Below are 15395 nucleotides of genomic sequence, written 5' to 3'. Positions count from 1 at the left end.
TCCTCCCTGTTATACCTATCCTATTGTATGGAAAAAAAAAAGAGAAAGTCAATCAGAAGCCCTGGATTTAAGAAAAGGTCAGGTGTTGTTGGGCCCACATGGCAAAGGCAGCTTCTAGCTCTTGCCGGGAGAGAAAACCTGAGGCTGTTGTTTTGAGTGTACAAACATGACGGGCTAACAGTTGAGCTTTCCAGAGAGCCGTTTCTGCATCATCACCCTGAAGAAAATATTGCACACAAAAACCCACAGCCAGCGCATCCCCGGCTCCATTTGTATCAATCAGCGGCCCAAACCAATCCACGGCTGGCAGTTCAATGATGGTATTATCTTTTATCATGGCACATCCTTTTGCTCCACGTCCACAGATCACGATTCTCTTCCCCCCTTCAGCAAAATGATACAAAAGATCAGTAACATTCTCATGATTTACCGCTGAGAAAAAGAGTACATCTGCTTCACGAATGAAATCCTGTCTGTAGGAATCAAAAGGATCTACAACATCCTGAATATCTACTGAAACAACCATGCCGAGAGATCGGGCTACTGGTAAGAGATAGCGGCACCAGTTTTCGATACTAAAATGAGCAAGCCTCACACCCTGAAGAAAAAGCCGACACGTTGTTTCATCTGGACGAATGTCCATCGATCCACGTGCGTCATAAAAGTTTTTTCTCCGCCCATCAGGATACATCAGATTTACACTCCGGTGTGTTCCCTCTGGATCAGAGAGAAAAAGACACTCTATACCATCTTGTGCCAATTCCTGACGGATCCACTGTCCCAGAGGATCGTCTCCTACAGCCGCAATACATTTTGTTTTTAAACCGAGAGAGGAAAAAAGTTTGGCTCCATATCCCCCTGCCTGTCCAATACAATCCCGATTTTGAGAAAAGTTCATTTCAACGGAAAAATCAACATCTCGACCATACAGATATATATTGGTATCTATACCCACAGTCCCAATCATCGCCACCGTTGAGAGCATTTTGCATCCTCCTTGTCAAACAGTTCGGATCACACCCTCGAACTAAAGATCTCCCCTTTAATTTTTCTCTAGTTTTTTTCTTTTTTTGCTCGGAGAAGCTCTTCTCTCGCCATGGCTTCGACAGCCTCATGAGCCATATTAATTTTATCACGCTCAATAATCTCTCGCCTCATGAGTTCTTCAACGATTTCGTGCGCCTTATTAATCATATCTTTTTCCTTCATTTCGCTCTGCATGAGGTCATTCACCACGTCATAAGCCTGGATAAGCTTGTCCTCCTCAATGAGTGCCTTCCGACTCAGTTCATTCACAACCTCAAAAGCACTAATAATCTTATCACGCTCGCTCAATTCTTTGCGTGCTAGCTCTTCCACTATTTCATGAGCACGGTTCATCTGATCCTCATCAATAAGCTGCTGTCGAAAGAGCTCTTCAACTACCTCGTGCGCCTCATTAATCTTGTCTCTATCTTTAAGCTCCTGTTGGATGAGATTTTCCAGGTTTTCATAAGCTGTGATCGTCTTATCCGCGTCTAGCCTCTCACGTCTGGCAAATTCTTCTACCATTTCGTAAGCTTTGATAATCTTGAAAAGTTCTATCATCTGTTTCCTTTTTAGTTCATCAATAATCTCATAAGCCCGAAGAATCCTATCATCTTCAAGCTTTTCTTTCCGATAAATCTCTCCGATCTTTTCATAAGCATCGAGCAGCTTAATATAATCTGTTAACTCCACTTTGTCTTTTGCTTCCATTTTGAGATTAACCATCTCATCCCGGGCCATCTTTTCGACAATCTCATGCGCTTTATTGATCTTTTCCTGTTCGATCAGCTCCTGACGAGCCAATTCTTCCACTATCTCGTGAGCGCGAATCTCCATTCGTGCCTCAATAAGTTCTTGAGTAGAGAGCTCCACTGCCTTTTGATAGGCATCTATAATAGCATCCCTCTCTCGCTTTTCCTCATTGGCAAGCTCTACCGTAGACTCCATAGCTCTCACTGTTTTATTCTGCTCCAGTTGTTCCTTACGAGAAAGGTTTTCTACTATCTCATGAGCCTCCAGAAGCTGATCTCTTTCCATCAACTCCTGACGTGTAAGAGAAGAAACCTTCTCATACATCTCGATAATCTTCTGATATTCTTCGAGCTTTTTTCTGAGCACCTCATTTTCAGCCCTGAGCTGTTCAAGCTCATTGTTTTTCCCAAACATAGGGCCCTCCTTTATCTGTTCTTTGCACCTTTACATTATACACATTTTTAAAAAAATTTCAATATCTTATGTTTTTTTAGGGTGTTTTTCTTTTTGCAACTATTTCAACACGCCGGTTAAGCGCATCATCATTCGCTGAAACCGGCTCAGATTCTCCACGCGAGAGAATAACAAGATTCTTAGAAGGAACTCCCTGAGATTGCAACCAACGTGCCACTGCTTCAGCTCTCTTCCTTGCCAATACGAGATTGTAACGTGTGCTTCCCTTTGAATCCGTATGTCCGGTAATGGAAAATACAAGGGTGTTTCTCTCCGGAAGACTTTCAAACCACTCTCGAAGTTTCTGTTCATGCTCTGGAGTAAGAAGATCCCTGTTAAGTTCAAAACGGTCAAGGCATAACTCCCATTGGGTGGGAAGATTGAGCGGGGCCGGGGGCTCCTCTTTCTGTTTGGTCACTTCCTGGGGAGGAGTTTCTTCCACGCGGGGTTGATTTGTTTGTTCGACAACTTCTTTTTTCGTAACAACGGGAAGTGCCTGTTTGACAATACCTTCAGGGGGAAGAGATACCCCAATCCAGTAGGAAAGAGCCATCTTCCCATACGCTTCAATTTTTTGAACGGGATAGAACAAGGCAACTCCTGCTGCAGAAATCGGTGTAAAAAGAGCTTTTTTACGTATGGGGGCATCACCCAGATAATCATAGAGCTGCTTCCACTCCGCTATGGCAAGCTTTTGCCAGATGGGTTCCTGAGCTACAAGGGTAAATCCCGGAAGATTGGTCTGCTGACTATAAAAGGCACACTGAGTAATCATGGATTTCCCCTGAAAAAGACTTTCTTGCGTAATTTTCGTGACATGATTGGCAACCCCTACAGGATCAGCCAAAGGTAAAACCACGTCAAAAAGCACCTGTATTCCAAGGCTCTTACTTTTCTTTTCGATATTGGTCACCTCAAAAGTAACGAGAAACCCATCTCCCAATTCCGGCTTGAAAAGTGGCTTAATAAAAATTTTCCACTGGAGTTCTCTAGCTTCCCAGAGAACATACAGTTGGCCATTGGTCACCACAGGTCTCTGATTGAAAAAACCCACCGAAGAACCAACAGGAATAATTTTCCCATCAATAAGCATGAGAACCAGAGAAGTTGGAGGCCGGTTAGCTTTGAGAAAGGTATGGTTGGGTTGAAGTCCATACGTAAAACCAAAAGCTGTGTCATCATACAGCCCAAAAAAGGCTCCACTGTTGGTTATCACCTGGAGATCGGCATAGCCGAAAACTCCTACAACCAGAAACAGAAAAAGAGAAAATCTTTTCATACATTGCCCCTTTAAAAATGTGTATATCCTCTTGGAAGAAGATCGGCCTCAAAAACCTCTCCTCTCCAGAGAAGTTTTTTTTCGTAAGGTGTAATATATCCTATGGAGGTTATCGGTATATCAGCAAGCGAAGAGGGAAGAACCTCCGGAGAAGTAAAAATGATCTCATAGTCCTCACCTCCCGAAAGAATATATGTCCATGGAAACTCTGTAGGAGTCTTGCCCCCTGACAGTCCGATGGGTCCAGGAAGTCGAGAAAGCTCTATCTCATACCCTACACCACTTTCCTCTGCAATATGGTCTATATCCGCAAGAAAACCATCACTGCAGTCTATGGCTGCTGATATGGTGTATTTTTCGAGAAGCTTCTTCATCACAGCTATTCGAGAAGGCGGATAAAAGTGTCGATTGACATATTTTTCCGGTTGAGAAAGGGCTACATTTTTTCCCAGAAGTATATCCAGACCAAGTGCACTTTCTCCGAGTACCCCTGTCACATAAATAATATCCCCAGGACGTGCTCCTGAACGCAAGACAGGTGTAGAAAAAGCCTGACCAATAACCGTAAGCGAAAAAAACACCGTTTCTGAACGAACCGTATCTCCCCCCATGAGAGCAACATCAAAATCTCTGAGAGCTTTGTCGAGTCCCATTAAGAAGCCCTCATACTTTTCATCTCCAAAATCACTTGATAAGCCCGAAGTCAGAAGAACATACAAAGGCTTGCCTCCCATGGCGACAATATCGCTTACATTACATGCAAGCGACTTGTACCCCACACCCTCCATGGGCCAAGAGGAAAGAAAATGAACTCCCTCGACAAGAGCATCAGTAGTCCATAACCACCCACCCGGGAGAACTGCAGCATCATCACCTATACCAATACCGCCATGACGGGGAACCCCCAACAAGGTCCGAATACGTTGAATCCAGCCGAACTCTCCGTAAACAGAATGAGAACCCTTTTGGTTCATAAAGCCTTACCTAGGAGAAAATCTTTGAACTTGTTGATATCATTGATCTTACCAGCAACAATAAGACGATCTCCCTCATGAAACATATACTTTGGATCCGGTGGTATATAGAGAACATCTGAAAACACAGGCGTAAAATTCTCAGTTAAACTCTCTTCACGATGACGAATACCAACAATGTTAAGATGAAACTTTTGTCTGAGATCCAGCTCTTCAATGCTTCGATACATGAGAGGACTTGTGGCTGAAAGTTCAACGACGACATAATCCTGGCTAAGTTCTTGATAAGACACAACAAGCTCACCTTGATTCACCAAGGTTCTAGCCCATTTCTGAGCGGTTTCAAGTTCTGGTTGAATAATCTCCGTCACTCCGATAAGTCTTAAGATAGCAGCATGTTCCGGCGTATTAGCTCGAGCATAGATATTGAGAATATTATTGTTTTTGAGAAGCAATGCTATAAGAATACTTGCCGTAATATTTTCTCCAATACATATAACTGCATACTCTATTTGACTATCTTCGATGACCTGCCTTAAAGCTTCCTCTTGTGTGGCATCACATATTCTTACCGCACAATTTTCTCTTTCTTTAAAAGGTTCAAGATTTTTCTCGTTTACATCTATCAACAAAAGAGAAACTCCTTGTGTCAAGAGTGCCTGAGCAAGATGATTTCCAAAAGTCCCTACCCCAATAATAAGAAAATCTTGACGCATCATTTCGTCTCTCATGGGAAAACCCCTTCTCCGTAGTTAACTTCTACGCACCTAAGTTAACCCTTTTACCTAATCAACTAATTATGACATAAATAAAAAGGAAAGTCAAATTTTCGAATTGCTTCATAATAAAAGTACTCGAAAAGGGAACGTTGCTTCAAAATAAAAAAGTACTTTAAATTTGTGTAAAATAATCCAGTTCAAAGAACTGGAGGTAAAAGGTGGAATTAGCGATGTTTGAAAGGAGACCTATTTACAGGGAAACGGCGAAAGAGTATCAAAAAGCCAGCAAAAAGGAAAAAATGGAGATACTGGATTATTTTGTGAGGATAACAGGCCTAAAAAATCGAAACTATGCCGCCAGGCTCTTGAGGCAGCACGGAAAAACCATCTATGTAGGCAAGAAAAATTACCTTAAAGCCGACATAGCCAAGAAGGGCAAAAGACCTGGCAGAAAGAAAAAATTCGGCGAAGAGGAACTAAAACTTCTAAAAAAGGTCTGGGAAATTGAAAACTACATGTGTGGCAAACGTTTAAAGCCAATTTTAAATGAAGTTTTAGATAATCTCTTAGCAAACGGACATCTCCACGGTTCTCCACAGGCTATAGAAAACTTGCGCCATATAAGTGCCTCAAGTATTGACCGACTTTTGAAACATGAGCGTAAAAAGCTTGAGATAAAAGGACGAAAAGGTACAAAGCCTGGAACGTTGTTAAAGCAACAAATAGCTATACGCACGTGGGCAGAGTGGGATGAAAATTGCCCTGGGTTCATGGAGATTGATCTGGTTGCCCATGAGGGAGGAAATAGCCGGGGAGATTTTGCTCAAACATTAAATATGGTGGATGTTTGGAGCGGTTGGACAGAGCTTGTGGCAATCAAAAACAAGGCTTCAAAATGGGTAAGAGAAGCCATAGAAAAAGTCAAAGGAAGACTTCCTTTTGATTTACGGGGAATTGATTCTGATACCGGTGCTGAATTTATTAATCATCCTCTGCGTGATTGGTGTGAGAAGCACCAGATAAAATTTACAAGGGGGAGAAGCTCCCGTTCCAATGATAACTGCTACGTTGAGCAGAAAAACTATTCCATAGTCCGCCAGAATGTTGGATACTTCCGCTACGATACCGACGAAGAAGTCTACTACTTGAACCGACTCTATGCGTATCTCAGGCTTTATGCCAACTTTTTTCAACCGGTTATGAAAATGACAGAGAAAAAGAGAATCGGAAGCAAGGTGCAAAAGAAGCATGATGATATTAAAACTCCCTACCAGCGGCTTTTAGAAAGCTCTTATGTAAGTGAGGCACAAAAGGAACGCCTAACAAGGCTTTATAAGGCTCTCGATTTGTTTCACCTAAGACAAAAAATTACAGCTTGCCAGAGAAAACTTTTCAGCCTTCAAAAGAAAAAGAATGTAAAAAACAAAAATTTGGAGGAAACTGTATGGAATTTTTGAGTACTTTTTTTTATGAGGCAATGATTCGAATTTCGAGTACTTTTTTATTTGACGCAACGGGATTTTTAACCGAAAGAACAATAACCTTGGGAAAAAAGAACCTCAAAGGAATTGTAAGAATATCAAAAAAAGAATAAGTGCAAAATAAAAAAAGCTCTCGACACCTACTTTCCCCCTGACGGAGTATCATCGGCGACGGAGGGCTTAACTTCCGGGTTCGGAATGGGACCGGGTGTACCCCCTCCGCTATGGTCGAGAGCAAATAAAAACAATGATAAGACAGGAGACTGACTTGTAAAAGGTCAAGGCTAATGGCCGATTAGTACTACTCGGCTCAACGCATTACTGCGCTTACACCTGTAGCCTATCAACGTGGTAGTCTTCCACGGACCATAAGGAGCACCTCATCTTGGGGCGAGTTTCCCGCTTAGATGCTTTCAGCGGTTATCTCTTCCGAACATAGCTACCCTGCTTATGCCACTGGCGTGACAACAGGTACACTAGCGGTTCGTCCACTCCGGTCCTCTCGTACTAGGAGCAGCTCCCCTCAAGTGCCCAAACGCCTACGGCGGATAGGGACCATACTGTCTTACGACGTATTGAACCCAACTCACGTACCGCTTTAATGGGCGAACAGACCAACCCTTGGGACCTTCTCCAGCCCCAGGATGCGATGAGTCGACATCGAGGTGCCAAACCTTCCCGTCGATATGAACTCTTGGGGAAGATCAGCCTGTTATCCCCGGGGTACCTTTTATCCGTTGAGCGATGGCATTTCCGCGCAACCACGGATCACTAAGCCCGACTTTCGTCCCTGCTCGGCCCGTCGGCCTCACAGTCAAGCTCCCTTCTGCCTTTACACTCTGCATGATTTCCAACCATGCTGAGGGAACCTTTGGGCGCCTCCGTTACCCTTTAGGAGGCGACCGCCCCAGTCAAACTACCCACCAGACGCTGTCCTCCACCCCGATTGCAAGGCGAGAGTTAGAAATCCAATTCACCAAGGGTAGTATCTCAAGGTCGGCTCCATGAGCACCAGAGCACCCACTTCACAGCCTCCTACCTATCCTGCGCATGGTAAACCAAATTTCAACGCCAAGTTGTAGTAAAGGTCCACGGGGTCTTTCTGTCCTGCCGTAGGTACTCGGTATCTTCACCGAGCATACAATTTCACCGAGCCTCTCGCTGAGACAGCGCTCAGATCGTTGGACCATTCATGCGGGTCGGAACTTACCCGACAAGGAATTTCGCTACCTTAGGACCGTTATAGTTACGGCCGCCGTTTACCGGGGCTTAGATTCGATGCTTCGCCTCATCAGCTAACACCTCCTCTTGACCTTCCGGCACTGGGCAGGTTTCAGACCCTATACCTCCTCTTACGAGTTTGCAGAGTCTTGTGTTTTTGGTAAACAGTCGCCTGAGCCTCTTTACTGCGACCTGCTTTCGCAGGCACCCCTTCTCCCGAAGTTACGGGGCTATTTTGCAGAGTTCCTTAGCGAGAGTTATCTCGAGCGCCTTAGGTTATTCACCCCGCACACCTGTGTCGGTTTTGGTACGGTCACCTGTCTTCATCGCTTAGAGGCTCTTTCTCGGCCCTACACTCGGCCATCTTCTCCTCCCCGAAAGAAGGATCGCTCACCACTTGGCTTTGCGGCGCAAGCATTTCACTCACACCAGCCTCAATGGCTTCGACGAACATCCGTCAGTCCGCATGGCTCTATGCAGGGCGTCACCCCATCACTCCAACAGGTGGCTACGGAATATCAACCGTATTCCCATCAGCTACGCCTTTCGGCCTCACCTTAGGGGCCGGCTAACCCTGGGTCGAATATCGTAGCCCAGGAACCCTTGTGCTTTCGGCGAACGGGTTTTTTACCCGTTTTATCGTGTACTCATGCCTGCATTCTCACTTCTACTCGCTCCAGCTTACCTCACGGTAAACCTTCGTCGCTCGTAGAACGCTTCCCTACCACTCTTCCGAGTTCGTGGCTTCGGTATACCGCTTAGCCCCGTACATTTTTGGCGCAAAATAACTCGACCAGTGAGCTATTACGCACTCTTTAAAGGATGGCTGCTTCTAAGCCAACCTCCTGGCTGTCTCGGTCATTCCACTTCCTTATCCACTTAGCGGTATTTGGGGACCTTAGCCGACGATCTGGGCTGTTTCCCTCTCGAATATGGAGCTTATCCCCATATTCTTACTCCTGTGCCTCGGGTGCGGTATTCGTAGTTTGGTTCGGGTCGGTAGGATAAATCCCCCTTCCCGATCCAGCGCTCTACCCCCAGCACTTGCCACACAGGGCAGCACCTAAATACTTTTCGGGAAGAACCAGCTATCGCCACGTTCGTTTGGCCTTTCACTCCTAACCACAGGTCATCCGAAGACTTTTCAACGCCTACCGGTTCGAACCTCCATCCCGTGTTACCGAGACTTCATTCTGCCCATGGTTAGCTCACGCGGCTTCGGGTCTACAGATAGCTACTAGACGCCCTATTCAGACTCGCTTTCGCTTCGGCTACTCCCCTTCAGGGATTAACCTCGCAACTACCTGTAACTCGCAGGCTCATTCTTCAATAGGCACGCAGTCACCCTCGCGGGCTCCTACAGCTTGTAGGCTAAGGATTTCAGGTTCTATTTCACTCCCCTATCAGGGGTTCTTTTCGCCTTTCCCTCACGGTACTCGTCCACTATCGGTCACCAGTGTTATTTAGCCTTGGAGGGTGGTCCCCCCAGCTTCACACAGAACTCCACGAATTCCGTGCTACTCAGGATACTCCTCGCTCACTTCCTCTTTCGCATACGGGGCTTTCACCCTCTACGGCCGGCCTTCCCAGAACCGTTCTGCTAGATTCCATGATGCTTACAGGAGTCCTACAACCCCGGTGAGCATGCCCACCGGTTTGGGCTATTCCCTTTTCGCTCGCCACTACTCGGGGAATCTCATTTGATTTCTTTTCCTCCGGGTACTAAGATGTTTCAATTCCCCGGGTGCGCCTCCCTTAACAGGGATGACCAGGCATGACCCTGGCCGGGTTGCCCCATTCGGATATCGCCGGATCTACGCCATTTGCGACTCCCCGACGCTTTTCGCAGCTTTTCACGTCCTTCTTCGCACACTGGTGCCAAGGCATCCACCCTTAGCCCTTTCTCCCTTGACCTTTTACCTCAGTCCTATGTCCTGTCTTATCTCAATATATCCAATATATCCCTTTCCCTATCAAAAAAACTGGAGATAAGGGGATTTGAACCCCTGACCCCCTGCTTGCAAGGCAGGTGCTCTCCCAGCTGAGCTATATCCCCATCACACTGGGAGTAAATGGCCTCGAACCATTGACCTCAGCCTTATCAGGGCTGCGCTCTAACCACCTGAGCTATACTCCCAATCCTAAAAACTCAACCTATAAAAACAAACTGAGATGAGGGACTATCAAATCTCCCTATAAGGAGGTGATCCAGCCGCACCTTCCGGTACAGCTACCTTGTTACGACTTCACCCCCCTCACCAATCCTTCCTTCACTGGCCTCCCCCTCACGGTTAGAGTCACCAGCATCAGGAAAAACCGACTCGGGTGGTGTGACGGGCGGTGTGTACAAGGCCCGAGAACGTATTCACCGCAGTTTGGCTGACCTGCGATTACTAGCAATTCCGGTTTCATGGAGTCGAGTTGCAGACTCCAATCCGTATTGAGGCCGCTTTTAGGGATTTGCTCCACCTCGCGGTATCGCTTCCCTCTGTAACGACCATTGTAGTATGTGTGTGGCCCAGGACATAAAGGCCATGATGACTTGACGTCATCCTTCCTCCGACTTGTCGCCGCAGTCTCATTAGAGTTCCCCTCGCGGGTGGCAACTAATGACAGGGGTTGCGCTCGTTGCGGGACTTAACCCAACACCTCACGGCACGAGCTGACGACAGCCATGCAGCACCTGTGTACCAGTCCCTTACGGGAAAAGTGGCTTTCACCACCAGTCCAGTACATGTCAAGCCCTGGTAAGGTTCTTCGTTTTGCATCGAATTAAACCACATACTCCACTGCTTGTGCGGGCCCCCGTCAATTTCTTTGAGTTTCAGCCTTGCGGCCGTACTCCCCAGGCGGCACACTTAACGCGTTTGCTGCGGAGCCAACAGAAACCGCCAACTCCTAGTGTGCATCGTTTACGGCATGGACTACCAGGGTATCTAATCCTGTTTGATCCCCATGCTTTCGCGCCTCAGCGTCAGTATCAGCATAGACGACTGCCTTCGCCTTCGGTGTTCCTCCCGATATCTACGCATTTCACCGCTACACCGGGAATTCCATCGCCTTCCACCATACTCTAGCTTCGCAGTTTCAAATGCCTCCCCACAGTTGAGCCGTGGTCTTTGACATTTGACTTGCAAAACCGCCTACGCGCCCTTTACGCCCAGTAATTCCGAGCAACGCTAGGCCCTTACGTATTACCGCGGCTGCTGGCACGTAATTAGCCGGGGCTTATTCGTAAGGTACCGTCATCAGCAAGGCATTCCCTCCTCGCCTTATTCTTCCCTTACAAAAGAGGTTTACAATCCGAAGACCTTCTTCCCTCACGCGGCGCCGTTCGTCAGGCTTTCGCCCATTGCGGAAAATTCTTGGCTGCTGCCTCCCGTAGGAGTAGGGGCCGTGTCGCAGTCCCCTTGTGGCTGATCATCCTCTCAGACCAGCTACCCGTCTTCGGCTTGGTGGGCCTTTACCCCGCCAACTACCTGATGGGACATAGGCTCATCCAAAGGTGAGGCAAACGCCCCTTTGATCTTACGATATCATCGGGTATTACCCTGAGTTTCCCCAGGCTATCCCCGTCCTTTGGGTAGATTCCTATGCATTACTCACCCGTCCGCCTCTCGCCGCCCAGTGTATTGCTACACCTGCGCTGCCGATCGACTTGCATGCCTAAGACACGCCGCCAGCGTTCGCTCTGAGCCAGAATCAAACCCTCCGTCATGAATATCTCAATTCCATAACTTCAAAGCTTGTCCTAGCTTACTTGTTCGTTGTCCCTCACCTCAGTACTATCTCCTCTCAAAAAAAACCAACCCTACAACCTCTCACATACACTCAGTCGTAGCGTGGACTATTATTATACCATATTTTCCTGCCTTTGTCAAGAGGTCGAATTGCTTCATAATAAAAGTACTCGAAAAGGGAACGTTGCTTCAAAATAAAAAAGTACTTTAAATTTGTGTAAAATAATCCAGTTCAAAGAACTGGAGGTAAAAGGTGGAATTAGCGATGTTTGAAAGGAGACCTATTTACAGGGAAACGAAAGAGTATCAAAAAGCCAACAAAAAGGAGAAAAAGGAGATACTGGATTATTTTGTGAGGATAACAGGCCTAAAAATCGAAACTATGCCGCCAGGCTCTTGAGGCAACACGGAAAAACCATCTATGTAGGCAAGAAAAATTACCTTAAAAGCCGACATAGCCAAGAAGGGCAAAAGACCTGGCAGAAAGAAAAAAATTCGGCGAAGAGGAACTAAAACTTCTAAAAAAGGTCTGGGAAATTGAAAACTACATGTGTGGCAAACGTTTAAAGCCAATTTTAAATGAAGTTTTAGATAATCTCTTAGCAAACGGACATCTCCACGGTTCTCCACAGGCTATAGAAAACTTGCGCCATATAAGTGCCTCAAGTATTGACCGACTTTTGAAGCATGAGCGTAAAAAGCTTGAGATAAAAGGACGAAAAGGTACAAAGCCTGGAACGCTATTAAAGCAACAAATAGCTATACGCACGTGGGCAGAGTGGGATGAAAATTGCCCTGGGTTCATGGAGATTGATCTGGTTGCCCATGAGGGAGGAAATAGCCGGGGAGATTTTGCTCAAACATTAAATATGGTGGATGTTTGGAGCGGTTGGACAGAACTTGTGGCAATCAAAAACAAGGCTTCAAAATGGGTAAGAGAAGCCATAGAAAAAGTCAAAAGACTTCCTTTTGATTTACGGGGAATTGATTCTGATACCGGTGCTGAATTTATTAATCATCCTCTGCGTGATTGGTGTGAGAAGAACCAGATAAAATTTACAAGAGGAAGAAGCTCCCGTTCCAATGATAACTGCTACGTTGAGCAGAAAAACTATTCCATAGTCCGCCAGAATGTTGGATACTTCCGCTACGATACCGAGGAAGAAGTCTACTACTTGAACCGACTCTATGCGTATCTCAGGCTTTATGCCAACTTTTTTCAACCGGTTATGAAAATGACAGAGAAAAAGAAATCGGAAGCAGGTGCAAAGAAGCATGATGATATTAAAACTCCCTACCAGCGGCTTTTAGAAAGCTCTTATGTAAGTGAGGCACAAAAGGAACGCCTAACAAGGCTTTATAAGGCTCTCGATTTGTTTCACCTAAGACAAAAAATTACAGCTTGCCAGAGAAAACTTTTCAGCCTTCAAAAGAAAAAGAATGTAAAAAACAAAAATTTGGAGGAAACTGTATGGAATTTTTGAGTACTTTTTTTTATGAGGCAATGATTCGAATTTCGAGTACTTTTTTATTTGACGCAACGGGGAGGTTTCTGAAATTTTTTTTGAAATGATTTAAACCATTTGAAGTAAAGGAGAAAGAAGAGAGGGGGAGAAAGAAAAATTTGACATAACCAAAAATCTCTGTTATCCTAAATAGGCAAAAAACAGAGGAGGAACCCATGGAAGTTTTGCAAAGCAGTAATTTTGAAAAAACCATCCAAACAAAAGAATGGGTTATTGTGGACTTCTGGGCAGAATGGTGTCGCCCCTGTCTTATGCTTGCCCCTATCTTTGAGCAAACCGCTCAGGAGATGCCAGATATTACCTTTGCCAAGGTCAATGTAGATGAAGAGGGAGAACTTGCTATGCGTTTTGGCATAAGCAGCATACCTGCTCTCATTCTCTTTCATAAAGGACAACCTGTGGCCACCCATGTAGGCACCATATCCAAAGAGAGACTCAAACAATGGATCCAAAGTCATCGATAAAACAACCATAAAAGCGGAGGTAGAAATGTCACTTCAAACATTTGAAAAAAAGCCACTCGGAGGCATCAATATCCGAGAACTCGCCAAGATTCTGAAAGAAGAAGGACAAAAGGCCGCTGACGAGCTTCTGGCCAGGCAGCTTGCTACAGTCAAACCCATGGGAATCAAACTTCCCGATGACCATGTCGTACTCTTGCTTGGTGGTTCCAACGGGATTCTTCGAGCTGTAGCCATTCAGCTCCTCTTTGGAGAAAAGATTCCCGTGTATGCGGTACATTATGACCGAGAAAGTATGCAGATCGGTCACTACCATGTTCAGGCTTTCAAAAGAGAGGCTGCAAAGGCAGGACATGGTGCGACACCTTGAAACAAAAGTACAAAGTGGTCCATCTTATCAACGGTATTGCTGCAGGTGCAACCAAGCGCTATGAACAGTACGGCCCAACACAGGTTCGCGATATTGATGTTGCTTTCCATCCCGTGCTTCAGTACCCCGATTTTAGCAAACTGGAAAACATCCGTCAACTCGGGCTCGTTGATGTGGCTGTTGCCAACGAAAAAGATATCGAACGCACCAACCTCTTCATGGGGACATCGACAACTCTCTGGGTTGACCCACTTGCTGAAGCAGGGCTTTTAAAATCAGGCGTAAGTGTTGTTGCTTTTGCCGACTATGATTTTGAAAAGGATGATCCTGTGTATGGCATGGGTCCCCTTGCAGGCGCCAAAATCCTCCAGAGAGAAAGTATGGATAGAGCCGCTCAAAAGTACGGGGTCAAAGCAGTTCGCATCTGCTACCCTGCCATGGATACAACGGCTCTTGGGGCCATCCCTGGAGGACTTCTCATGTTTGCCATGACAACGGTGATCCTCAACGAGAAAAACGCTTTCAAAAATCTCAAGCAACTTGCCTTTGAAACAATGGAAATGTTGAAACAGGATTTCAACAGTCGAGAACTCCGGCTGGACAAGGCATTCCAGGCGATCCTTCCTGAATTCCACAAGCGTGCTGAAGCTCTTACACCCGCCGATGTGCCAGGTGTTTTTGAGCCTTTAACAAAACTTGATCTGCCATAATACGCCGGGGCTTAGCCCCGGCTCTACTTTCTTTGCTGAGGAGAAAATTATCATGACGGATAAACCACAATCACCCCAAAATCGACAAAACTCCCAAAACAAAAAAAATAAACGCTGGCGTCGTTTTCGAGGGAAAAAGAATCGTCCCCAGGGTTTTAACCCACAGAGTCAACAAAATCAAAACCCTCAACAAAAACCCTCTGATCGACCATCACAAGTAAACCGTTCCCCATCTTCTCAAAGCCCGAAGAAACCACCCATGAGTGCTGAACCTGTAAAACGTTCTTTTGCTCATGAAGTGCTTCCCCCTGACTATAAGCTTCCTGAGGATCTCGATATACCATCGTATACTTTTAGCGAGATTTCATCAACAGAGGAAAAGAGCCCTTCTGTCGCTCCTGAAGACAACGGAGAAATCACCCAAAATGTCTGTCCAATATGCAACTATCCAATCAAAAAATTTTATACAACGGTACGACATCCTCTCCATGATAAATTAGTGCACTTTGACTGTGCTCTCCGAGAGATCTTCCAGCAATACAAAACAAAGCTCGCCAGAGACCAACGAATCTATTACATTGGAGCAGGAAGATTTGCCATTGTAAAAGAAATCCGGGACAAGCGCGGAAACGTCACAAGCTACCAGATCATTGAAAAAATCGAATACGAAAAAAATAGCTAG

Annotated in this window: 11 protein-coding genes, 2 tRNA genes, 3 rRNA genes and 1 pseudogene; 7 read left to right on the top strand and 10 right to left on the bottom strand. The window is 45.8% G+C overall.

Annotated features, from left to right (window positions below):
- Positions 1–67: 67 nt before the first annotated feature.
- The 5 genes from KDW03_RS04565 to KDW03_RS04545 all read right to left on the bottom strand — a co-directional run bounded on the left by KDW03_RS04565 (position 68) and on the right by KDW03_RS04545 (position 5216).
- Entirely contained in the window at positions 68–985 is a 918-nt protein-coding gene (locus tag KDW03_RS04565) for a carbohydrate kinase family protein (protein ID WP_271436212.1), read from the bottom strand.
- A 68-nt stretch (positions 986–1053) separates the two neighbouring features.
- Complete coding sequence (locus KDW03_RS04560) at positions 1054–2193, bottom strand: coiled-coil domain-containing protein (protein ID WP_271436211.1); 1140 nt, start codon at positions 2191–2193, stop codon at positions 1054–1056.
- Between the two features lie 76 nt (positions 2194–2269).
- Positions 2270–3511, bottom strand: a complete 1242-nt coding sequence (locus KDW03_RS04555; RefSeq protein ID WP_271436210.1) for an OmpA family protein — start codon at positions 3509–3511, stop codon at positions 2270–2272.
- A gap of 11 nt (positions 3512–3522) precedes the next feature.
- Complete coding sequence (thiL, locus tag KDW03_RS04550; RefSeq protein WP_271436209.1) at positions 3523–4485, bottom strand: thiamine-phosphate kinase; 963 nt, start codon at positions 4483–4485, stop codon at positions 3523–3525.
- Entirely contained in the window at positions 4482–5216 is a 735-nt protein-coding gene (locus KDW03_RS04545; RefSeq protein ID WP_271436208.1) for a potassium channel family protein, read from the bottom strand. The genes thiL and KDW03_RS04545 overlap by 4 nt, the downstream gene beginning before the upstream one ends.
- 218 nt (positions 5217–5434) lie before the next feature.
- On the opposite strand from KDW03_RS04545, the gene KDW03_RS04540 reads away from it, so the two are divergent.
- Together KDW03_RS04540 and KDW03_RS04535 are read left to right on the top strand one after the other, a co-directional pair.
- The gene (locus KDW03_RS04540; RefSeq protein ID WP_271436207.1) at positions 5435–6661 is read left to right on the top strand and encodes an integrase catalytic domain-containing protein; all 1227 of its coding nucleotides are present in this window, start codon (positions 5435–5437) and stop codon (positions 6659–6661) included.
- Positions 6649–6798: a hypothetical protein gene (locus KDW03_RS04535; protein ID WP_271436206.1), complete on the top strand. Its 150-nt coding sequence runs from the start codon at positions 6649–6651 to the stop codon at positions 6796–6798. The genes KDW03_RS04540 and KDW03_RS04535 overlap by 13 nt, the downstream gene beginning before the upstream one ends.
- 15 nt (positions 6799–6813) lie before the next feature.
- Here the strand turns inward: KDW03_RS04535 and rrf are convergent.
- The 5 genes from rrf to KDW03_RS04510 form a co-directional block, all read right to left on the bottom strand.
- Positions 6814–6921: ribosomal RNA gene (gene rrf, locus KDW03_RS04530) — 5S ribosomal RNA — on the bottom strand.
- A gap of 38 nt (positions 6922–6959) precedes the next feature.
- A 23S ribosomal RNA gene (locus tag KDW03_RS04525) occupies positions 6960–9820 on the bottom strand.
- A 69-nt stretch (positions 9821–9889) separates the two neighbouring features.
- Positions 9890–9962 (bottom strand) — tRNA-Ala (locus KDW03_RS04520).
- Between the two features lie 7 nt (positions 9963–9969).
- Positions 9970–10043, bottom strand: a tRNA-Ile gene (locus tag KDW03_RS04515).
- A gap of 59 nt (positions 10044–10102) precedes the next feature.
- Positions 10103–11624: ribosomal RNA gene (locus KDW03_RS04510) — 16S ribosomal RNA — on the bottom strand.
- Together the 16S, 23S and 5S rRNA genes with 2 tRNA genes alongside form the textbook arrangement of a ribosomal RNA operon.
- A 287-nt stretch (positions 11625–11911) precedes the next feature.
- On the opposite strand from KDW03_RS04510, the pseudogene KDW03_RS04500 reads away from it, so the two are divergent.
- The 5 genes and pseudogenes from KDW03_RS04500 to KDW03_RS04480 all read left to right on the top strand — a co-directional run bounded on the left by KDW03_RS04500 (position 11912) and on the right by KDW03_RS04480 (position 15395).
- A pseudogene (locus tag KDW03_RS04500) lies at positions 11912–13130 on the top strand (integrase catalytic domain-containing protein).
- 197 nt (positions 13131–13327) lie between these two features.
- The gene (trxA, locus tag KDW03_RS04495; RefSeq protein WP_271436203.1) at positions 13328–13636 is read left to right on the top strand and encodes a thioredoxin; all 309 of its coding nucleotides are present in this window, start codon (positions 13328–13330) and stop codon (positions 13634–13636) included.
- A gap of 25 nt (positions 13637–13661) precedes the next feature.
- Complete coding sequence (locus KDW03_RS04490) at positions 13662–14003, top strand: hypothetical protein (RefSeq protein ID WP_271436202.1); 342 nt, start codon at positions 13662–13664, stop codon at positions 14001–14003.
- Positions 14000–14713: a hypothetical protein gene (locus tag KDW03_RS04485; RefSeq protein WP_271436201.1), complete on the top strand. Its 714-nt coding sequence runs from the start codon at positions 14000–14002 to the stop codon at positions 14711–14713. Before KDW03_RS04490 ends, KDW03_RS04485 begins: the two co-directional genes overlap by 4 nt.
- A 52-nt stretch (positions 14714–14765) precedes the next feature.
- On the top strand, positions 14766–15395 hold the full coding sequence (locus KDW03_RS04480; RefSeq protein WP_271436200.1) for a hypothetical protein: 630 nt from the start codon (positions 14766–14768) through the stop codon (positions 15393–15395).

Source organism: Thermospira aquatica (assembly GCF_023525255.1).
Taxonomy (GTDB): Bacteria; Spirochaetota; Brevinematia; order Brevinematales; family Thermospiraceae; genus Thermospira; species Thermospira aquatica.
The sequence above is the reverse complement of the archived record's forward strand: the minus strand, read 5'-3'. Positions and strand labels throughout refer to the sequence as shown.

Coding starts and splice junctions, on each gene's coding strand:
- KDW03_RS04480 (WP_271436200.1), top strand. CDS start 14,766: ATGACGGATAAACCACAATCACCCCAAAATCGACAAAACTCCCAAAAC.
- trxA (WP_271436203.1), top strand. CDS start 13,328: ATGGAAGTTTTGCAAAGCAGTAATTTTGAAAAAACCATCCAAACAAAA.
- KDW03_RS04540 (WP_271436207.1), top strand. CDS start 5,435: ATGTTTGAAAGGAGACCTATTTACAGGGAAACGGCGAAAGAGTATCAA.
- KDW03_RS04545 (WP_271436208.1), bottom strand. CDS start 5,216: ATGAGAGACGAAATGATGCGTCAAGATTTTCTTATTATTGGGGTAGGG.
- KDW03_RS04535 (WP_271436206.1), top strand. CDS start 6,649: ATGGAATTTTTGAGTACTTTTTTTTATGAGGCAATGATTCGAATTTCG.
- KDW03_RS04565 (WP_271436212.1), bottom strand. CDS start 985: ATGCTCTCAACGGTGGCGATGATTGGGACTGTGGGTATAGATACCAAT.
- KDW03_RS04490 (WP_271436202.1), top strand. CDS start 13,662: ATGTCACTTCAAACATTTGAAAAAAAGCCACTCGGAGGCATCAATATC.
- KDW03_RS04560 (WP_271436211.1), bottom strand. CDS start 2,193: ATGTTTGGGAAAAACAATGAGCTTGAACAGCTCAGGGCTGAAAATGAG.
- thiL (WP_271436209.1), bottom strand. CDS start 4,485: ATGAACCAAAAGGGTTCTCATTCTGTTTACGGAGAGTTCGGCTGGATT.
- KDW03_RS04555 (WP_271436210.1), bottom strand. CDS start 3,511: ATGAAAAGATTTTCTCTTTTTCTGTTTCTGGTTGTAGGAGTTTTCGGC.